The 19,275-nt window shown below is 65.0% G+C and carries 15 protein-coding genes, 1 tRNA gene and 1 riboswitch; of the genes, 4 read left to right on the top strand and 12 right to left on the bottom strand.

The window, feature by feature from the left end:
* The first annotated feature begins 41 nt into the window (after positions 1–41).
* Positions 42–707, top strand: coding sequence for a J domain-containing protein (locus ACOYJQ_RS15285; protein ID WP_433459607.1), 666 nt, complete (start codon positions 42–44; stop codon positions 705–707).
* A 16-nt stretch (positions 708–723) separates the two neighbouring features.
* Here ACOYJQ_RS15285 and ACOYJQ_RS15280 read toward each other — a convergent pair whose 3' ends face one another.
* Positions 724–1,749 carry a nicotinate-nucleotide--dimethylbenzimidazole phosphoribosyltransferase gene (locus ACOYJQ_RS15280; protein WP_433459604.1) on the bottom strand — a complete coding sequence of 342 codons (1,026 nt, stop codon included), beginning with the start codon at positions 1,747–1,749 and terminating at the stop codon, positions 724–726.
* 300 nt (positions 1,750–2,049) lie between these two features.
* Between ACOYJQ_RS15280 and ACOYJQ_RS15275 the strand changes: the two genes are divergently transcribed.
* Positions 2,050–2,124: transfer RNA gene (locus tag ACOYJQ_RS15275), tRNA-Gln, on the top strand.
* 61 nt (positions 2,125–2,185) lie between these two features.
* Here ACOYJQ_RS15275 and ACOYJQ_RS15270 read toward each other — a convergent pair.
* From ACOYJQ_RS15270 to ACOYJQ_RS15255, 4 genes are all read right to left on the bottom strand, one after another.
* The gene (locus ACOYJQ_RS15270; RefSeq protein ID WP_433459603.1) at positions 2,186–3,085 is read right to left on the bottom strand and encodes an HD domain-containing protein; all 900 of its coding nucleotides are present in this window, start codon (positions 3,083–3,085) and stop codon (positions 2,186–2,188) included.
* A gap of 193 nt (positions 3,086–3,278) precedes the next feature.
* The gene (locus tag ACOYJQ_RS15265) at positions 3,279–5,795 is read right to left on the bottom strand and encodes a DUF4214 domain-containing protein (protein ID WP_433459602.1); all 2,517 of its coding nucleotides are present in this window, start codon (positions 5,793–5,795) and stop codon (positions 3,279–3,281) included.
* A 115-nt stretch (positions 5,796–5,910) separates the two neighbouring features.
* On the bottom strand, positions 5,911–6,315 hold the full coding sequence (locus ACOYJQ_RS15260) for a GtrA family protein (RefSeq protein ID WP_433459600.1): 405 nt from the start codon (positions 6,313–6,315) through the stop codon (positions 5,911–5,913).
* Complete coding sequence (locus ACOYJQ_RS15255; protein ID WP_433459598.1) at positions 6,312–7,286, bottom strand: glycosyltransferase family 2 protein; 975 nt, start codon at positions 7,284–7,286, stop codon at positions 6,312–6,314. Before ACOYJQ_RS15255 ends, ACOYJQ_RS15260 begins: the two co-directional genes overlap by 4 nt.
* Before the next feature lie 303 nt (positions 7,287–7,589).
* On the opposite strand from ACOYJQ_RS15255, the gene ACOYJQ_RS15250 reads away from it, so the two are divergent.
* Entirely contained in the window at positions 7,590–8,894 is a 1,305-nt protein-coding gene (locus ACOYJQ_RS15250; protein ID WP_433459597.1) for a hypothetical protein, read from the top strand.
* Between the two features lie 18 nt (positions 8,895–8,912).
* On the opposite strand, the gene ACOYJQ_RS15245 is transcribed toward ACOYJQ_RS15250, so the two are convergent.
* From ACOYJQ_RS15245 to ACOYJQ_RS15225, 5 genes are all read right to left on the bottom strand, one after another.
* Positions 8,913–9,626 (bottom strand): ABC transporter ATP-binding protein, encoded by a 714-nt coding sequence (locus tag ACOYJQ_RS15245; protein ID WP_433459595.1) that lies wholly within the window; start codon positions 9,624–9,626, stop codon positions 8,913–8,915.
* A 66-nt stretch (positions 9,627–9,692) separates the two neighbouring features.
* On the bottom strand, positions 9,693–10,478 hold the full coding sequence (locus tag ACOYJQ_RS15240) for an ABC transporter ATP-binding protein (RefSeq protein ID WP_433459594.1): 786 nt from the start codon (positions 10,476–10,478) through the stop codon (positions 9,693–9,695).
* Positions 10,479–10,480: 2 nt separating this feature from the next.
* On the bottom strand, positions 10,481–11,347 hold the full coding sequence (locus ACOYJQ_RS15235; RefSeq protein ID WP_433459592.1) for a branched-chain amino acid ABC transporter permease: 867 nt from the start codon (positions 11,345–11,347) through the stop codon (positions 10,481–10,483).
* Between the two features lie 2 nt (positions 11,348–11,349).
* A complete protein-coding gene (locus ACOYJQ_RS15230; protein ID WP_433459591.1) occupies positions 11,350–12,231 on the bottom strand; it encodes a branched-chain amino acid ABC transporter permease in 882 nt (293 codons plus the stop codon).
* A gap of 123 nt (positions 12,232–12,354) precedes the next feature.
* Positions 12,355–13,503 (bottom strand): ABC transporter substrate-binding protein, encoded by a 1,149-nt coding sequence (locus tag ACOYJQ_RS15225; protein WP_433459590.1) that lies wholly within the window; start codon positions 13,501–13,503, stop codon positions 12,355–12,357.
* Between the two features lie 306 nt (positions 13,504–13,809).
* Positions 13,810–13,898: riboswitch (glycine riboswitch) on the top strand.
* A 171-nt stretch (positions 13,899–14,069) separates the two neighbouring features.
* Between ACOYJQ_RS15225 and ACOYJQ_RS15220 the strand changes: the two genes are divergently transcribed.
* A complete protein-coding gene (locus ACOYJQ_RS15220; protein WP_433459589.1) occupies positions 14,070–15,341 on the top strand; it encodes a D-amino acid dehydrogenase in 1,272 nt (423 codons plus the stop codon).
* A 40-nt stretch (positions 15,342–15,381) separates the two neighbouring features.
* Here the strand turns inward: ACOYJQ_RS15220 and ACOYJQ_RS15215 are convergent, their stop codons facing one another.
* Both ACOYJQ_RS15215 and ACOYJQ_RS15210 read right to left on the bottom strand, forming a co-directional pair.
* Positions 15,382–17,322, bottom strand: coding sequence for a methyl-accepting chemotaxis protein (locus tag ACOYJQ_RS15215; RefSeq protein WP_433459588.1), 1,941 nt, complete (start codon positions 17,320–17,322; stop codon positions 15,382–15,384).
* A gap of 423 nt (positions 17,323–17,745) precedes the next feature.
* Positions 17,746–19,131, bottom strand: coding sequence for a methyl-accepting chemotaxis protein (locus ACOYJQ_RS15210; protein ID WP_433459586.1), 1,386 nt, complete (start codon positions 19,129–19,131; stop codon positions 17,746–17,748).
* Between the last annotated feature and the right edge of the window lie 144 nt (positions 19,132–19,275).

The following is a 19,275-nucleotide window of genomic DNA, read 5'->3' as shown; positions in this document are numbered from 1 at the left end:
GACTTGTCCAGCGGTGAAAGGCACACCATAAACTGAAGCCCATGAACCTGAACTCACGCCTGTTCGACCGAATCCGTGTCCGCCCCCGAGTCGCCGAGGAAGCCAGTTCCACGGATGCGGTGACGTGCGATCATGCCGGATGCAACGCGCCGGGCTTGTTCCGCGCCCCCAAGGGCCGCGGGCGGGAAAAGGAATACTGGAACTTCTGCCTTGAACATGTTCGGGCCTACAACCAGTCCTACAATTATTTCAACGGCATGAGCGACAGCGACGTCGCCGCCTTCCAGAAGGACGCGACCATCGGCCACCGGCCGACCTGGGCGATGGGGGTCAATCCGGCGACGCGCGAGGCCTACCGGGCGCGCAGGCAGGAGGGCGCGGGCCGGGGCGAATCATACGCCGGCGGAACGGCGGGATCGGGCGCCTGGGAGGTAGACGATTCGCTGGGGCTTTTCGGCGCGCGCACCGCCCAGGCGCGGCGCGCGCCCACGGACGACGCCCATCCGCGCCTGTCGGGCACCGCGCTGAAGGCGCTCGACAAGCTCGGCCTCGAAGCCGGCGCGGACGCGGAGACGATCAAGGCGCGCTACAAGCTGCTGGTGAAACGCTTCCACCCGGACGCGAACGGCGGCGACCGCTCGTTCGAGGATCGTTTGCAGGAGATTCTGCAAGCCTACAACACGCTCAAGGCCATCGGCCTGTGCTGAGAGGGGGCGAGACGCCTCACCCCTGCCTTTCAATACCGGTCTGCGTGAAGGTCGCCATCTCGCCGTGGCACGCGGCGGCGGCCTTGACGATGCCGGCCGCGAGCGCCGCGCCCGCCCCTTCGCCCAACGCAAGGCCGAGCGACAGCAACGGTTTCTTGCCGAGCCGCTCCAGAACGGCGGCATGCGCCTCCCCGGCGGCGAGATGGCCGGCCATGCAATGGCCGATCGACGCCGGATCGACGGCATGCAGAATGGCAGCCGCCGCCGTGACGGTGTATCCATCGAGCAGCACGGGAATATGCTCAAGCCGCGCAGCGAGGATCGCGCCTGCGGCGGCGGCGATTTCACGGCCGCCGAGACGGCGAAGCACCTCGAGCGGATCGTCAAGATGCCCGGCATGAAAGGCGAGCGCCTGCTCGACCGCGGCAATCCGCGCATCGGCCGCGCCGGCATCCCACGCGCCACGCGCCACCCACCGGCTTGCGGGCCCGCCGTAGAGCGCCGCATGCACGGCGGCGGCGGCTATGGTGCCGCCGATGCCCATCTCGCCGATGCTCAGCAGATCGGTCCCGCCCGCGATGGCCTCCATGCCGAAAGCCATGGTGGCGACGCAGGCTTTTTCGTCGAGCGCCGCCTCGCGGGTGATGTCGCCGGTCGGCAGATCGAGGGCGAGATCGAAGACCTTGAAGCCGAGATCGTAGGAGGCGCAGATCTGGTTGATGGCGCCGCCGCCGGCGGCGAAATTATCGAGCATCTGCCGCGTGACCGCCTGTGGCCAGACCGATACCCCGTGCGCGGCGACGCCGTGATTGCCGGCGAACACGACGACGAGCGGCCGGCGCACGGCCGGCTTCGGATTTCCCTGCCAGGCGGCGAGCCATTCGACGACGGCTTCGAGATCGCCCAGCGACCCGACGGGTTTCGTCAATTCCCGATTGCGCGCGCGCACCGCGGCGACGGCGAATTCATCCGGGCCGGGCAGGACGTGGAACAGCCCGCGCACGTCATCGAAGGGCATTCCGGTGGCATTGATCGGGATCATCCTTAACGTCCTGAAAGCGGAATCATGTTATGAGATATGTTCTGCATAACAGGCGTCCGCCGCCGATGCGAGCCATAACGTGAATCCGGCGTGCGGCGACACATGGCGGAACGAGTGCGACCTGGCGGAATCAAAGCAAGACGATTGCCAGCAGCGAAACTCCGCACTATGATCCGGCGTCCTGACAGATTCGGCTCGGCCAAGGGCGTGTTATCAGGGGATTGTCGCGATGCCGCCCGCCTTTCGGCTTTGTAGACACCCTGCGATCTGTTAACGACGGCATCCGTCAGGAATGCGCTTTGGGGCGTCGCCAAGTGGTAAGGCAGCGGATTTTGATTCCGCCATGCGGAGGTTCGAATCCTCCCGCCCCAGCCAAATCTTCCCGAAACTTCAAGAGGTTAAAAACCGGGTGCGTGCACCGGACCGCGGCATGCCGTCAGCCGGTGTCGTCGGCATAGACGCGGATGTAGCGTCCGCCCACCTCGATGCCGACGAAGCGCTGATCGAAGACGATGCAGAGCCTCTGCGCCAGCGCCACCACCGCGTCGGTGCTGTCGCTGCGGATGCGCGCGAGCAGGATCTGCCGGCGGCTGCCGTCGAAGATCGAATCGGCGTGCTGCACGGTGGCGGAGGGAAAGTTGCGGGAGATGGTCTCGCAGAGCAGGTCCATGTCCGCGTCGGTGATCGCCCGCTTCGCGGTGTTGGGCACGTAAACGAGATGCACCGCCTGGCCGATGACGCTGTCGAGATGCCGGGCGATCACATCGGCGCCGTCGCCCTCCAGGCCCGCGTCGGCGCGGATCGCCCGTTCCGCCTCGGCGGCGGTCTCGTCGAAGAGCGTCTCGATCACGGCATTGGCGCCGCGGCCGGCGGAGATGAGTTGCCGGCACCCCTCGAGATAGCCGAGACGGCGGTCCATCCCCCAGCCGGCCGGCGGCGAGACGGCGATCGCGCGCAGGTTGGAAATCACGTCGGCGGTTTTGACGATGCGGGCTTCCGGCGATTTGTGCGCCATGGCGGCGATGCGCTGCCGGCGCCGCTCGTCCTTGGGCAGGGTCATGTCGTCGGAATTTTCAACGACGATCCGGGCCACCCGCGCGCCGAAGGCGGCGGCGAGATCCTCGGCGGAAATCGGCGTGTCCTCAACGACGTCGTGCAGCAACGCGGCGATCAGAAGCTCCTCGTCCTCGCCGCCGGTGGCGCGCGCGACAAGGTCGAGCACCTCGATCAGGTGGTTGATATAGGGCTCCTGCGCCGCGCCCTTGCGCCGCTGGTTGGCGTGCGCGTCGGCCGCGTAAGCGAGGGCGCGGGTGAGCCCGAGAACGTTCGTGCTCATGCCGGCACCGCCCTGCTCTCCATCCGGCCCGATAAGCCGTTGCCGGGGCCGCGATCGCCCGCTTCCCTGGCGACGAGCGCCTTCAGCCTGTTCACCGAGCCCATGCCGAACCTCCGTGCGCGCCATGGTATGTACATCGTGCCGCGGTTTTATGCACGTGAACTTTGTGCGACGACGCGAGAAGATGCAGACGTCATGCGGAAACGGAATCCCAGGCGATGAGCGAGGCGTAGCTGAAATCCCTCACGCCCGTCAGCCTGAGAACGTTGTCGGCAAGACTGTCGCCGTCCGGATCATAGAACAGGAAGCCATCCTCGCCGACGGCGGCGAAGTAATACAGCAAACTGTCATCGTCGGCGAACGCCGCTTGCGCGACACTCACGGCGGTTCGGTGATCGCTTTCGGCGCCGGCGCTTCTGGCGAAATTACTGTCGGAGCCCGCATCGCCCAAGGCTATCCTGTCGCCCTCGGCATGGTTGAAATCCGCAACGATGTTGGCATTGTCAACAGAAAGTATACGCGCGGCTTGAGCGGCTTCTTCGATATATTTATAATATTCTGTCGATCCGACCTGCAAAGCCTGATCGGGAAAGGATTCTCTGTCGATTTCATAACCGACCTTTCCACGAAAGGCAAAGATATCCGCCCCTGCTCCGCCCGTAACGTTGTTGGTAGCAACGTAAGCATTGCCGCTCTGCGCCGTAGCGGATATGATGACAACATCGTTTCCGTCACCGCCATACACGGTATTGCCGGAACTCCAAGCGTCACCAGCCTCTGCCGTGGCGGATATGGTAATGATATCATTGCCATCATCACCATGCACGGTGTTACCCAACGCATCGCTATGAGGTGGCTTGGACGAATCGCCCGCCGTCATCTCGCTGGTAGCAAAGATGGTAATGATGTCGTCGCCATCGTCGCCATGCACGGTATTGGAACCCGCACTGCTCATATTTGGATTCAACGGATCTCCCGCCACCGCCTTGCTCGTGGCAGAGATGGTGATCGTGTCATGACCGCCGCCGCCATGAATAACGCTGTGACCAACAAAATTTTGACCGGAACCAGAGCGTAAATCGCTTATATTGGCTGCGACCGTGATGGTATCGTTACCTTCACCGCCATAGACAGTGTTGCTTTCGGCCCCGGCAGCGACAAATGGGCTGGGGCTGTAGCGGCCTTGCTCCTTCGTTGCCGTCCCGCCCACGGCGGCAATCGTGATGATGTCGTTGCCATCCCCACCATGGACGGTATTGTTGCGAACGTAGCTGTGAGAACCAGCATCGCTCCCTGTTGCCACTCCGCCCGTGGCCGTGATCGTGACTGTGTCGTTGCCTTCGCCGCTATAAACGGTGTTGCGCTCGACGAAGCCGCTGGCGCTGGCGCTGGCGTTCTGATTTGTCGCCGTTCCGCCCGTGGCCGCGATGGCGATGGTGTCGTCACCCTCACCGCCATAGACAGTATTGGAATAGATGCCGGCGGAGGAACTGACATCCTCGGCGCTGCCATTCTGACTTGCCGCCGTTCCGCCCGTGGCCGTGATGGCAATGGTGTCATGGCCTTCGCCAGCATAAACCGTGTTGTCGTCGGCACGGACGTAAGCGGAAATGTAGCCACTCGAACCGACTGCCTCTCCGCCCGCGACAAGGATGGCAATATTCCGCGCCGCGCTCCCCGGTGACACAGACACGGTTTCATACGATACGTCTGTGCGCCCGGAAAACCGTGGCTCGGACAAGACGATATCGCCCTGCCCATCTTCATAAGCGGTCCAGTAGGAACTGCCCCGGATGAAGACCCGTCCATCATGCGCATCAACGTCATATGCCGCGTCGTCCGGTTGCAGCCTGACGGAGAAAACCTGACCATTCGTGAAAGAAACGGGGTTCGACACGGCGAAGCTCACACGATCCTTTCCTGCCGGAATTGTAACGGTCCCCCCCGTGGCGGCGCCCTCATTATAGATGACGTCCAGATTATAAGGATCATGCTCGTAAAGCTTGTAGGACACCGTGAGATCATCGCCGAGATCGCCGCTGCGAATGACGGCGAGGGTGAATAACCGGGTTTCGTTGCTGCCGCCGCTCTTCTCCGCGCCTCTGACCTCAAGCGACAGGCGAACCGGCCCGGAATCGCCCGCATCGCCGCCGTTCGCTGCCACGAACGCATCGGCCTTCGCCCGCGCTTCCTCGACGGTTGCGGCATCGCCGGTGATGCCGGCGAGCATGTCCCGCGTGGCGTTCTGCGACTGCTCGTTCCACACGAACCTGTCGCCGAGGCTCCCGGCGCTCGCGGCGAAGATCAGGCCGGCCTTCACCTTGTTGGCGAGATAAGCCTGATCGGCGCTGCCTTCGTTGGTGGAGGCGTTGGTGAGGATGCTGGCGGCGATATGGGCCGGCTTGTGAACGCCGTCGCGAATCTGCGCCGTGTAATAGTTGAGGCCGTCGTCATCGGCCTCGCGGCCAAAGACATTGCGATAAAACGCTTTCAGAAAATCCTGAATAGCGGCGGTGTCGGTGTTGTCGAGCGTATCGAAGTAGGAATAGAGCGCCCTTGCTTCGGGCGAGGCGGCGAAGGATTCAGAAATGGACTCGACCGGAGCGCGTTCCCCAAGGCGGGCGACCCAATAAACCAGCCCTTCGGGATCGGGAGCGCGGTTGAAGTACCCGATATAAAGCTGCGCAGCGTGTTCCCCGGCCGTCGCCATGTTTCAAATCCCTTCATCATTCACAACGGCGTGGCTGCAACCGTCCTCGCGCAATATACGGCGCATCAAATGACATGAATGACACAATCGTTTCAACGACGAAGCGGCAGCTTGCTCAGGTCTTCCGAAATGTCAGGCGGCTGTGGCCGAGGTAGTTCAGCACCGGGCCGACGACGACCGTCAGCAGCAGCGTCGCCGGCGCGGGAAGTTCGAGCCATTGGCCGATGAGGGCGGCGACGACGCCCCAGACGAGCACCACGGAATTGGCGGCCTGAAAGCGCAGGAAACCCGCCCATGACAGGCTGGCGGAGAAGGTCCACAGGCAATTGAGGTAATAGGACCAGATGCTCGCCACCCCATAGCCGGCGACATTGCCGGCCAGTTGCGAGCCGCCCGCCCCCACGACGAGAAAGAAGACCGCGGCGTGAATCAACGTCGCGACACCGCCGACGAGGCAGAAACGCATGAAGGGGTGGCGCAACGCCCGCTCCGCGATCGCTCTCAATGGATTGCCCGTCACGCCTGTTCCCGCGCCCGGTCTTCGTCAGGCCCAGGGGCCTGCCGCTCATGGATCTCGCGGATGATGAAGACGGGCCGCTGCTTCGTTTCGAGATAGGTGCGGCCGAGATATTCGCCCAGAATACCGATGCCGACGAGCTGCACGCCGCCCATGAACAGGATGGCGGACATCAGGGATGCATAGCCGGGCACGCTGCGGCCGCCGATGAGCGTCGAAACGACGAGAATGAGGCCATAGAGAAAAGCGAGCCCGGCGATGAGCGCGCCCACATAAGTCCAGACGCGCAACGGCCAGGTGCTGAAACTCGTGATGCCTTCGAGCGCGAAGTTCCACAGCCGCCACTTGTTCCATTTGGTCGAGCCCGCGACCCGCTGCTCCCGGACGAACTCCACCCGCGCGCGCCGGAACCCTACCCAGGCGAAGATGCCCTTCATGAACCGCTGCCGCTCCGGCAGCATGTTGACGACATCGACCACCCGCCGCGACATCAGGCGAAAATCCCCCGTGTTCTCGGGGATGGGCGTTTCCGCGATGATCTTGCTGAGCTTGTAGAACCATTCGGCCGACCGGCGCTTCAGCCATGTATCGGAGCTGCGGTCGGCGCGCCGGGCCTCCACCACGTCATAGCCTTCCTCCGCCCAAAGGCGTACCATCTCGGGAATGATCTCGGGCGGGTCCTGAAGGTCGGCGTCGATGGGGATGACGGCGTCTCCCCGCGCCACCGACAGGCCGGCGGTCAGCGCCGCCTCCTTGCCGAAATTGCGCGCCAGCTCCACCACGCGCACGCGCCCGTCCCGCTCCGCATGCGCCTTGAGAATCGCCAGCGTCCGGTCCCGGCTGCCGTCGTCCACGCAGACGAATTCCAGTTCATAGGCGGGAAGCGTTCGCTCGAGCAGCCCGGTGAGGCGCGAGAAAAAAGCGTCGATGGCCTCTTCCTCGTTATAGAATGGCGTCACGATCGACAGCAACATGCCCGTTTTCCCGATTCTCCGAACGTCCAGCCTCATTGCATCGACGCTTCGCCGGATGATGTCAATCGCCCGCGAGCGCCGCCCGGCAGCGCCACCAAGCGGGGCCATCCGGGCAGGGCCATCCGGGCAGGGCCATCCGGGCAGGGCCATCCGGCGCGAAAATAAACATAATTGAAAACAAACATACTTGCGGCGGAATTTCTGGTATCCGCAAGCAGGTTTGTCGATCGCATCGTGAAGGCCATGACAGATTACCGCATTGAAGAACCCGCATCCCCGGCGGCCGCGGCACAGCGCTCCATCATGAATATCCGCGCGGGCATCGCGATCTTTTTTCTGATCGTCATCGGCTATGTCGGCCTGTCGGGCTACGTTCCGCTCTATGCGGACGGAGCGAACTACATCCTTCAGCTTCTCGCGACGAAGGAATTCGTGCACATCGCGGAAAATCGCATCTTCGCGACCTTCCTCACGCAAACCCCCGTCATCGTCGCCCTCAACCACTATGCGCCGACGCCGGAAGAAGCAATCGCGATCTACAGCCTGTCGCTATTCGCGGTGCCGGTTCTCGCTTACGGCTACGCGCTATGGCTCACGCGCGCCGACCCGGTTGCGTTCACGCTGACGATCGCCGCGATCTGCATCGGCTTTCTGCCGACGGTTTTCGTCATCGTCGGAGAGTTCCACGTGCTCTACGCGCTGGCGTGGCTTTACGCCGCCATCGTCCTGTCGCAGGCGCGCGACACGGCGCTCAACGCCTTCCTGCTGCTCGCCACCGCCATCGTCTGCATCAAGTCCTACGAGGCGTCGGCCGTCATCGCGCCCCTGCTGGCCGTCCTGACGTTCTTCATGCTGCGTTCCACCCGCAAGGTGACGGAACAGGCGTATCTCGCTCTGCTCATGGTGTTGCTGGCGATCGCCGCCGGGGTCGGCATCCACGGCTATCTGAAACCCAGGGATGCGGGCAACGCCGGCGGGTTCGTCACGTCGCTGTTCAAGATTGTCGAGGACAGCGAACTGCTCGTCATCGCCGCCATCGTGCTTTCGGCCGCCGTCGCCTCCTTCATCCGCAACGGCATCGCCCGCGCCGCGCTCGCCGCCGCCACGGCCTGGGCGGCCTTTCAGCTTCTGGGGCGCGAGGCCGCCAGCGGCTATACCGACGTGCTCGGGCTCGGCTCGCCCAACACGCAGCGGGCGCAGGTGCTGCCCTTCCATCTCCTCCTGATAGCGGGGCTTTTTCTCAACCGGCTCCTCGGCACAGGCCGGCGGATCGCGCCGCAAACATGGTCGTTCGCGCCGCTGCTCGTGCCGCTCGTCGCGCTGACGGCCGTCTACATCACCGATGTGCGCCGGTGGAACACGTTCATCGTCAAGGCATGCATCGAGCTGGAGCGGCCGGCGGGGGCGGCTTTCTACGACGATCCGAGCGTGAAAACCTACGGCTGGGACTGGGAAATGCCGACGCTGAGCGTGCTGTTGCGGCCGAAAGGCAGCGACCGCCTCCTTCAATATCCCGGCTATGCGGGCTGGTATCCGTTCGATCCGGCGACGGATGTCCCGGACATTGCCGGCTACGGCCGCGGCACAGGAATATGCCGGTCGCGGTGAGGCGGCCGGCAGCGCTTCTCACACGCCCAGATACGCCTCCAGCACGCGCGGATGGTCGAGCAGTTCCGTGCCGGTGCCCGCGAGCACGATCTCGCCGGTCTCGATCACATAGGCGCGGTGGGCGATCTTCAGCGCCTGGCGCACATTCTGCTCCACGAGGAAGACCGTCAGCCCCTCCTCGTTGATCGTCCTGATGATGCGGAAGATTTCCTGCACGATCAGCGGCGCGAGGCCCATCGACGGTTCGTCGAGCAGCAGGATGCGCGGGCGCGCCATCAGCGCGCGGGCGATGGCCAGCATCTGTTGCTCGCCGCCCGAAAGATTGCCCGCGAAGCCGTCGAGCCGCTCGCGCAGGCGGGGAAAGAGACCGAGCACATGCTCGAAATCGGCCGCGACGGCGTCCGTGTCGTCACGGTGATAGGCGCCGAGTTCGAGGTTTTCGCGCACGGTCAGCCTTGTCAGGATGGCGCGCCCCTCCGCCACCTGCGACAGGCCGAGATGGACGATCCGGTGCGGCGCAAGGCGCGCGATGTCGCGCCCGGCGAACGCCACCCGCCCGGCCGCTTTCGGCACGAGGCCGGAAAGCGCCAGCAGCGTCGTGGACTTGCCCGCCCCGTTGGCGCCGACGAGCGTCGTGATCTCGCCCTCGTTCAGCGTGAAGCCGATGCCCTTCACCGCCGCCACATGGCCGTAGTTCACCCTCAGGCCGGAGACTTCCAGCAACGCGCTCATCGAACCACCTCCCGCACCCCGGCATCAAACCAACAAGTGTAAGCACTTTCTGGAAAGTTTGATGCGTTAACAAATAGCTGGCGCAGCAGCGCCGGCATCGTCGTCGCGCCCCAGATACGCCTCGATGACATCCGGGTTGACGCGCACCGCCTCCGGCCTGTCGCAGGTGATGATGCGGCCGAAGTTCAGCACAGCGACGCTTTCGCACAGGCCCATCACGAAGCGCATGTCGTGCTCGATCAGGAAAATGGTGTAGCCGCGCGCGTTGATGGCGCGGATGGCGCCCATCAGTTCCGTTTTCTCGGCCGGGTTCATGCCGGCCACCGGCTCGTCGAGCAGCAGGAGGCGCGGCTCGGTGGCCAGCGCGCGGGCGATCTCGAGCCGCCGCTGTTCGCCGTAGGAGAGCGAATCGGCCACGTCCGCCGCCTTGTCGGCGAGCCCCACCCAGCCGAGCAGTTCCAGCGCCCGCTCGCGCGCCGCCGCCTCCTGCGCGCGGTAGCCCGGCAGCGAGAACAGCGCCTGCGCGAAACCGTAGTCGATGTGCCGATGACGGCCGACGAGCACGTTCTCCAGCAGCGACATCTCGTTGAAGATGCGGATGTTCTGGAAGGTGCGCGCGATGCCGAGCCGGGTGATCCGGTGCGGCGCGAGACCGGCGAGATCCGCGCCGTCGAAGGCGATGGTGCCGGATGTGGGCGGAATGAGGCCGGTGATCAGGTTGAAAACGGTCGTCTTGCCCGCGCCGTTGGGCCCGATGAGGCCGAACACCGCGCCCTGAGGCACCTGCAAGGTCACGTCGTCCAGCACCTTGAGGCCGCCGAACGACTTGGAGACGGAGGTGAGCTTGAGCATCCTTACCCCCTCATTCCGAACCAGCGGCGCAGCCGCGCCGGGTCCCACAGCCCATTGGGCAGGAACAGCACCACCGTCACCAGAATGAGACCGTTGACGATCAGCCGGAAGTCGGCGAGCCCGCGCAGAAGCTCCGGCAGCAAGGTGAGGAAGAACGCGCCGATCACCGGCCCGGCGAGCGAGCCGACGCCGCCGAGAATCGCCATGGTCAATATTTCCACACCGCGGTCGAAGCCGTATTCCTGCGGGCCGATGAAGAACGTCAGATGCGCGTTGAGCGCCCCCGCAAGCCCGGCGATGGCAGCCCCCAGCACGAAGGCCGCGAGCTTGTGCGCGCGCAGGTCGATGCCCATGAGGCTCGCCGCCGTCTCGTCCACCCGGATCGCCGCGAACGCCCGGCCGGTCTTCGAGCGGTGCAGGCGCGCGAGCACGAACAGCACGAGCGCCAGCGCCAGCGCCACATGCCACCATTGCGTGTATTGGGGAATGCCGTTGAGCCCCAGCGCGCCGCCGGTGATGCCGTCGGTATTCAGGATGACGACGCGCACCACCTCGCCGAAGCCCAGCGTCGCCATGGCGAGATAGACGCCGCCCAGCCGCAGCACCGGCACGCCGATGGCGAGCGCCACCAGCGACGGCGCGGCCATGGCGACGACGAGCGAGAGCGCGAAGGGCGAATCGTAGTTCATCGTCGCCAGCGCCCCCGCATAGGCGCCGATCCCCATGAAGGCCGCATTCGCCAGCGCCAGCAAGCCGCAGGCGAGCGTGAGCCAGATGGAGAGCGCCAGCAGCGCATTGATGCCGAGCGACAGGATGAGATTGGAGTAGACGGCCCAGAACTCGTCGAACCAGAGAAGAAAAGCGTCCATGATCAGGCCTTCCGCTCGCTCGCCTTGCCGAAGAGGCCGGTGGGCCGCACGAGCAGGATCAGGAACAGCAGGCCGAACGCCACCGCATCCCGCATCGTGGAGCCGACATAGGCCACCGCGAACACTTCGGCGAAGCCGAGGAACAGCCCGCCGATCACCGCGCCGCGGATGTCGCCCATGCCGCCAAGGATGATGACGGCGATGCCCTTGTGCAGCATCGGCTGGCCCATCAGCGGATAGACGGCGTTGGAATAGAGGCTGATCATGACGCCCGCCACGCCGCCGAGCCCCGCCGCCAGGAACGATGTCTTGCGGAACAGTCCTTCCACGTCAATGCCGAGCAGCGCCGCGGCCTTCGGCGATTCCGCCACCGCGCGCAGCGCCTTGCCGGCGGAGGTGCGCCGCAGCCCCGCGAGCAGCGCCGCCATGATGACGAAGGTCAGCAGCACGATGCCGATCTCCACCGCCGTCACGTGCAGCCCGCCGAACGTGATGGAATCATCCGGCACCACGCCGGGCGGGAAACGCAGGTTGTCCGCGCCGAAGATGCCCTGCACCGCGCTGTTGAGCACGATGGCGACGCCGATGGTGGCGATCATGGGGATGAGATGCGGCGCATCGCGCTTGCGCAACGGCGACAGCACCAGAATATCGACGGCGAGCCCGAACAGGCCGCTGACGAGGAAGGCGACGACGAGCGCGGCCGCGATCGGCAGATCGGCCAGCACGACGGCCTGAAGCGCCGCATAGGCGCCGACCATGAACACCGCGCCGTGGGCGAGGTTGATGACGCCGAGCACGCCGAAGATCAGCGTGAACCCCAGCGCGAACAGCGCATAGACGCTGCCGAGAGACAGCGCGTTGACGAGTTGTTGGGCGAGCATTGTAAATCGGCTTCCGCAGCAGACGGCGCCGCCGCTTCGGTTGACACGCGAAGACGCGCGCCGCTTCGACAGGAGCGCGCCCGGCGCGTTCGCCGGGCGCAAGCGATCATCGGGCGTGCAGCGTCACTTGACGATTTCGTAGACGCCGTTCTTCGTCACGGAAATGATCGGCTCCTGATCGGCGTCGTAACCCGCCGGCTTGCCGGCCTTGTCGAGCGCCTGACGGAACCTGAACGGCCCGGTCGCGCCGGTCCACGACACGTCGGGCAGAGCGTCGCGCAGCGCGGCGCGATCCCTGGCGATATCTCCCGACACTTCCACCTTCCGCAGCGCCTCGGCCACGATGTGGAGCGCGTCATAGGTCTGCGCCGCGAACTGATCCGGCGCAAAGCCGTACTTCTTCGTATAGGCGGCGATGAACTTCGCGTTCTCGGGCGTGTCGTTGCTCGCCGACCACGGGCTGCCGACCCACAGATTGTCGGACGCCCCCTTGGCCAGCTCGAAGATCTTCACGGAATTCACGCCGTTGCCGCCGATGAAGGGCAGGTCGATACCGAGCTGGCGCGCCTGCACGAGAATCGGCGCGCCCTCCGCGAGCAGCGCCGAGAGCACCACGGCATCGGGCCCGCTCGCCTTGATCTTGGTGAGCTGCGCCTTGAAATCGACGTCGCCCTTGGCGAAGGTTTCCGTCGTCGTCACCGGAATATTCTGGTCCTTCAGCGCCTTGGCGAAGTTGTCATAGCCGGATTTGGTGAACACGTCGTCGTTGCCGTAGAGCACGGCGACCTTCTTCACGCCCTCCTTCTCCACCACTTTCCTGATCGTCACGGGCAGCACGTCCGCCTCGGTGACGGAATTGCGGAAAATGTAGTTGCCCACGGCCGTGATGCCGTCGGCCGTGTTGGAGGTGCCGAACACCGGCGTCTTCGACGCCTGGGCGATGGGGTTGGCGGCGGAAGCGGAATTCGACAGCGTGGGGCCGAAGATCAACAGCACCTTGTCCTGGAAGATCAGCTTCTTGTAGACGTTGATCGCCTCTTCCTTCTTGCCCTGCTCGTCCTCGACGACGAGCCGGATGGTGTTGCCGTTGACGCCGCCGGCGGCGTTGATCTCCTCCGCCGCCAGTTCGAAGCCGTTGCGAATCGCCGCGCCGTACTGGGCGGCGAGCCCGCTCAGCGCCGCCGCGACGCCGATCTTGACCTCGGCCGCCTGCGACGTCACCGTGCTTGCACAGACCGCAAGCGCAACAAGCGCCGATTTCATGAGCTGCATCGTTTTCTCCCAAAGGATCAGTGGTTTACCATCTCAGAGGCAATCGCGCCGACACGGCCGGGGGAGCTGGCCGCCGAAGCGCCCGGCCGCACAGACGGCCCGCCGGATATGGAAAAGCACGATCGCGACGGCGCGACATGAAGTTTCATACTGGCTACCGTTTTCGGCCAGCCACAACGCGCCGTCAAGATATTTGCGTAATATGATTGCAACAGAAGCCGAACAATGCAACCGCCCGCCCCGTTCGCAGGCAGCACGCAAGCGATTGCGCGCAGGCGGGTTTTCTGATAGGGGAAACACGTTCGATATGATGGACCGGGAGAGATCGGGCCAGCCCGACGCCGACGGAGCAACCGCCCCGGAAACTCTCAGGCACAAGGAACCGATCCGTCAGAACGATCTGGAGAGAGGCGGCCGGGCAACCGGAAACGCCCACCGAAGGGGATGACGTTTGCCGTCGCGTCTTGGCGCCGGCGAGCGGCTCAAGCTCTCAGGTACAGGTACAGATGGGGCGCTCACCGACCGGCTTGCCGGTCGTCCGGCAGCTCTTCTCTGGAACCTGATTCATGTCTTCCATCGTCATCATCGGCGCCGGCATCACGGGTGTGACCGCCGCCTGGTCGCTCGCGACGCGCGGCTATGACGTCACGGTCGTCGACCGGGGCCGTTATCCCGCCATGGATACCTCTTTCGCCAACGGCGGGCAGCTTTCCGCCTGCAATGCGGAAGTGTGGAACAATTTCGCCACCGTCATCAAGGGCCTCAAGTGGATGCTGCGCAGCGACGCGCCGCTGCTCGTCAACCCCGCTCCCTCCTGGCACAAGTATTCGTGGATGGCGGAATTCGTCGCCGCGATCCCGCGTTATCGCACCAACACCATCGAAACCACGCGCCTCGCCATCGCGGCGCGCCGGCATCTGTTCGCGATCGCGGAAGACGAGGGCATCGACTTCGATCTCGAAAAACGCGGCATCCTGCATGTTTTCCACGACAAAAAGACTTTCGAGGCCAGCGTTCGCGTCAACGCCCTGCTGACGGAGGGCGGGCTCGACCGGCGCGCGGTCACTCCCGAGGAAATGCGCGCCATCGAGCCGGCGCTGACGGGCGATTATTACGGCGGTTTCTTCACGCCCTCCGATTCCACCGGCGACATCCACAAATTCACGCGCGGCCTTGCGGAAGCCTGCAAGCGGCGCGGCGTGCGCTTCGTTCAGGATGCCGTCGTCACCGGCATCACCCGCGACGGCGCGACGGACGACGCCGGCTTCGTCATTCGCTACGCCCCCTCCCTGCCCGATACGGGCCTCGCGCCCGAGCGGGAGCCGGCGGCGCGGGAGATCAAGGCCGCGGCGGTCGTCATCTGCGCCGGGGTGGGCAGCCGGGCGCTGGCCGCCTCGCTCGGCGACCGTCTCAATATCTATCCGGTGAAGGGCTATTCGATCACCGTCCAGACGGAGTCGGCCGCGTCGCAGGCGGCGACGCCCACCGTCAGCCTGCTCGACGAAGCGGCCAAGATCGTCACCAGCCGGCTCGGCGCGGACAGGCTGCGGGTGGCGGGCACGGCCGAGTTCAACGGCTTCAACCGCGACATCCGCGCCGACCGCATCCAGCCGCTGGTCGACTGGGTGCGCCGCGCTTTCCCCGCCATCGACACCGATCGCGTGGCGCCGTGGGCGGGCCTGCGGCCGATGATGCCGGACATGATGCCGCGCGTGCGCCGCGGCCGCATGAAGGGCGTGTTCTACAACACCGGCCACGGTCATCTCGGCTGGACGCTCTCCGCCGCCACTGCGGAACTCATCGCCGGGCAGGTCGCGGCCGACTACCCGGCCGCGTGAGGCGTCCCACGCGGCCGGAACCGACACGCTGCGCGGCGGTTCAGCCGGCGCGCACGCTCTTCAGGAAGCCGTCGACCTCGTGCCGCAGCAACTCAGCCTGCCGGCTCAGCTCGGACGCGGCCGACAGCACCTGAGCCGACGCGGTGCTCGCCTCGCCCGCGGCGGCCGTCACGCTGGCCATCGCGCCCGACACCTCGGACGCGCCGGCCGAGGCTTCCTGAATGTTCCGGGCGATTTCGCCCGTCGCCGCCGTCTGCTCCTCCACCGCCGCCGCGATGGTTGCGGCGATGACATTGATGTCCTCGATGGTGTGGCCGATGTCGCCGATGGCATCGGTGGCGCTACCGGTCGAGGCCTGAATGCCGCCGATCTGCCCGCCGATCTCGGCGGTCGCGCGCGCCGTCTGGTCGGCGAGCTGCTTGACCTCGGCGGCGACGACGGCGAACCCCTTGCCGGCATCCCCGGCCCGCGCCGCCTCGATCGTGGCGTTGAGCGCGAGCAGGTTGGTCTGCGCCGCGATGGAATCGATGAGTTCGACGATGCCGCCGATCTTCTCGGCCGCAACGGCGAGGCCCTTCACCGTGGCGCTGGTATGCTGCGCCTCCTCCACGGCCCTCGCGGCCATTTCGGAAGACTTGCTGACCTGCCGGGCGATTTCCGCCACCGAGGACGACATTTCTTCGGTGGCGGAGGCCACGGAAGCCACGTTGGCCGACGCCTGTTCGGAGGCCGCCGCGGCGGCGGACGATCTGTTGCTCGTATCCTCCGCGATGCCGGCGAGAGAGCGGGCCGCGGCCTGCAATTCCTCCGCGGCCGAGGCCAGAATCTCGACGATGCCGCCGACGGTGTGATCGAACCGATCGGCAAGATCGAGGATCGCCGCGCGCCGCTCCTCCCCCGCGCGCTGCTCCCGTTCGATCTGCTCCGCGCGCAGCCGCTCCGTCTCGCGCAGGTTGTCGCGGAATACGCCCATCGCGCCGGCAAGGGCGCCGATCTCGTCGCCGCGCTTCAGGTAGGGCACTTCCACGGAAAGGTCGCCGTGCGCCAACTGGGTCATGCGGTCGCGGATCACGTTGAGCGGCGTCAGTATCCGCCGTTGCAGGATGAAGATCAGGACCGCCGCCCCGAAAAAGGCGCTGATGAGCAGCCCGATGCGCAGCCGCAAATCCAGCTCCGCCGCCTCCCGCCTGGCGACGGCGTGATCGTGCGCGAGAGTCAGGGCGGCGTTGGCGACGCCGAGGAGGCTGACAAGACGCGGCGCGACATGGCTGCTCCAGCCCTGCGCATCCATATCCGTTTTTTCACCCGCAATCGCCGCCTTCAAAAGGCCCGTTTGCTGCTCGATGAGCCCCGCAGAAAAGTAATTGCGGTCGGCAGCCTCCATCGCATCCACGAAAGTGGGAGGCAGCGAGAGCCCGGCCGCCATGTCCCGGATGGTCTGCCAGGCGAGCTTCACTCTCTCTACATGGCTGAAATATTTTTCGGATTCGCGTTCCGCCGCGCCGGGTGAAGCCTGGAGACCCCGGATCGCGGCGAGGGCCGCATCGCCGGCCGCGCTGCGCATGTCCCATGCCAACGATTTGATGTCGAACAGGCGATCCGTCAGGCTGTCCTGAAGGCGCACGCTTTGCGTGAACTTCAGGGAAAGCTCCGTCAGATCATCGATCAGCGCCGTGGACACAGCCGTATATTCGCCGGCAAGACCGGCCGGCCGATCGGCCTTCGCCTTGCGGAACGCTTCCGTCGTCTGCGCCTGCAAGGCTGACAGCCAGCCATACCCGGTTCGCAGCTTGGTCGCCATCCCGGCGCTTTCCGGCAGGTTCGAAGATTGCACGAGGGCGATGGTCTGTTCGATTGCCCGCATTTCAATGGCGCGGGCGGCCTTGATTTGCCTCACATAGCCAGACAGATCGCCCTCTGTCGCAAGCGCCGAGCCGGTGTTGCCAAAGTCGACGCGCAGATTTTGCAGGGCTGTGAACATATGCGACATCGCATATGCAACAGTTTCAATCTCGGTAGCGTTTTCAGTATTTTTCCACGCAATACGAGATGATATCGATAACTGAATAATGGATGCAGCAGTAAGAAATCCGACGATCAACTTCAGGGTCAAGCTGATAGTTAATTTGTTCACGATACACCCCACCTGAAAAAGGAGAATTATTATCATTATTTTCTGACAATATGTAAGGTATGCTTCAGCTATTCGCTTGTCCAGCCCCGCATACCCGGCAAAACACAAAATTGTCACAATAATTATAGACGGTGCAAGCAGCGATTGCCCCGGCCCGGCGACGGCGCATCATGCCGGCCCGACGGACGTTTGCGGCGGAGAACGCCGCGCGTTTTCCGCCACGGAGGCGACGCCCGCGCCGTTGTGGCGCGGGAGTCGCCTGAATTTCCGCTACGCCGCGCGCACGGTGGCGAGAAAGCCGTCGACCTCCTTGCGCAGCACCTCCGCCTGATGGCTCAGCTCCGACGCCGCCGCCAGAACCTGTTCCGCGGCGGCATGGGCCTCGCCGGCCGTCGTCATGACGCCGGTGACGGCTTCCGACACCTGCGCCGCGCCCACCGACGCCTCCTGAATATTGCGGGCGATCTCGCTGGTTGCCGCCGCCTGCTCTTCCACCGCCACCGCGATGGAAGCGGAGATGGCGTTCATTTCCTTGATCGTGACGTCGATTTCCCCGATGGCATGGGCCGCCTCGCCCGTGGACGCCTGGATGGCGCCGACCTGCTCGCCGATTTCGGCCGTCGCCCGGCTGGTTTGATCGGCAAGAGTCTTGACCTCGGAGGCAACGACGGCGAACCCCTTGCCGGCCTCCCCCGCCCGCGCGGCCTCGATCGTGGCGTTGAGCGCGAGAAGGTTGGTCTGCCCGGCGATGGTATCGATCAGCGAGACGATGCTGCCGATCTTCTCGGCCGCCGCCGCGAGGCTCTTGACCTTATCGTCGGTCTGGCCCGCCTCGTTCACGGCCTTTGCCGCGATCTCCGACGACCTGTTCACCTGCCGCGCGATCTCGGCGACGGACGAGGACATCTCATCGGTCGCCGTCGCCACGGAGCCGACATTGGCCGTGGCCTGTTCCGACGCGGCGGCGGCGGCCGACGAGCGCTCCTGCGTATCCTCGGCGGTGGCAGAAAGCGCGTGGGCGGACGCCTGCAACTCGGACGCGGCCGATGCCACGACCTCGACGATGCCGCCGATCGCCCGGTCGAACCGGTCGGCGAGATCCCGCATGTCTGCGCGCCGCAGTTCCGCCGCCTGCCTGTCCCGGTCGGCCTGTTCCGCCCGCAGGCGCTCGGTCTCCTGCAGGTTGCCGCGAAACACGGCCATCGTCTTGGCGAGCGCGCCCATTTCGTCGGTCCGCGTCAGATACGGCACCTCCACCGACAGATCGCCGCCGGCCAGCACCGTCATACGTTCGCGGATCGTGCCGAGAGGCGTGAGCACACGCCATTGCAGGATGATGACCAGAACCACCGCCACCACGATGGATGCCGCGAGAAGCCCCACGCTCACCATGAAAGTCTGCTGCGCCTGCTCCCGCGTCTTCGCGGCATGGTCCCTGGCGGCGCCGAGGGCGACATTGGCGACGTCGAGAAGTGTCGCCAGCCGTGGCGTTATAAGAGAGGTCCAGCCCTGCGCGTCGGTATCGGGCTTCTCCCCGGCGAGTTGCGCTTTCAGAAGTCTGGTTTGACGCTCGACAAATCCAGATGAAAAATATTCACGATCCGCATTATCAATTGCCCGCTCGAACTCTACAGGCAAATTTATGCCGGCGCCCATGTCCTTGATGGCTTTCCAGGCCACGGATGAAGAAGCAAGATGGCCAATATACTTATCAAAAGTATCGCTATGCTTGTTTACGCGATCCGAATGCGGGGGGGGGGGGGGGGGGGGGGGGCGTGGAAATCAAAGATCAAAAAGACT

Source organism: Pseudochelatococcus sp. (assembly GCF_050946405.1).
Lineage (GTDB): Bacteria > Pseudomonadota > Alphaproteobacteria > Rhizobiales > Beijerinckiaceae > Pseudochelatococcus.
Note: the sequence above shows the minus strand (reverse complement) of the source record. Positions and strands in the feature narration are given on the sequence as shown.

Excerpts from the sequence above, each read along its gene's own strand:
- ACOYJQ_RS15285 (WP_433459607.1), top strand. The coding sequence starts at position 42 with ATGAACCTGAACTCACGCCTGTTCGACCGAATCCGTGTCCGCCCCCGA.
- ACOYJQ_RS15280 (WP_433459604.1), bottom strand. The coding sequence starts at position 1,749 with ATGATCCCGATCAATGCCACCGGAATGCCCTTCGATGACGTGCGCGGG.
- ACOYJQ_RS15270 (WP_433459603.1), bottom strand. The coding sequence starts at position 3,085 with ATGAGCACGAACGTTCTCGGGCTCACCCGCGCCCTCGCTTACGCGGCC.
- ACOYJQ_RS15265 (WP_433459602.1), bottom strand. The coding sequence starts at position 5,795 with ATGGCGACGGCCGGGGAACACGCTGCGCAGCTTTATATCGGGTACTTC.
- ACOYJQ_RS15255 (WP_433459598.1), bottom strand. The coding sequence starts at position 7,286 with ATGTTGCTGTCGATCGTGACGCCATTCTATAACGAGGAAGAGGCCATC.
- ACOYJQ_RS15250 (WP_433459597.1), top strand. The coding sequence starts at position 7,590 with ATGAATATCCGCGCGGGCATCGCGATCTTTTTTCTGATCGTCATCGGC.
- ACOYJQ_RS15245 (WP_433459595.1), bottom strand. The coding sequence starts at position 9,626 with ATGAGCGCGTTGCTGGAAGTCTCCGGCCTGAGGGTGAACTACGGCCAT.
- ACOYJQ_RS15240 (WP_433459594.1), bottom strand. The coding sequence starts at position 10,478 with ATGCTCAAGCTCACCTCCGTCTCCAAGTCGTTCGGCGGCCTCAAGGTG.
- ACOYJQ_RS15235 (WP_433459592.1), bottom strand. The coding sequence starts at position 11,347 with ATGGACGCTTTTCTTCTCTGGTTCGACGAGTTCTGGGCCGTCTACTCC.
- ACOYJQ_RS15230 (WP_433459591.1), bottom strand. The coding sequence starts at position 12,231 with ATGCTCGCCCAACAACTCGTCAACGCGCTGTCTCTCGGCAGCGTCTAT.
- ACOYJQ_RS15225 (WP_433459590.1), bottom strand. The coding sequence starts at position 13,503 with ATGCAGCTCATGAAATCGGCGCTTGTTGCGCTTGCGGTCTGTGCAAGC.
- ACOYJQ_RS15220 (WP_433459589.1), top strand. The coding sequence starts at position 14,070 with ATGTCTTCCATCGTCATCATCGGCGCCGGCATCACGGGTGTGACCGCC.
- ACOYJQ_RS15215 (WP_433459588.1), bottom strand. The coding sequence starts at position 17,322 with ATGTTCACAGCCCTGCAAAATCTGCGCGTCGACTTTGGCAACACCGGC.
- ACOYJQ_RS15210 (WP_433459586.1), bottom strand. The coding sequence starts at position 19,131 with ATGGGCGCCGGCATAAATTTGCCTGTAGAGTTCGAGCGGGCAATTGAT.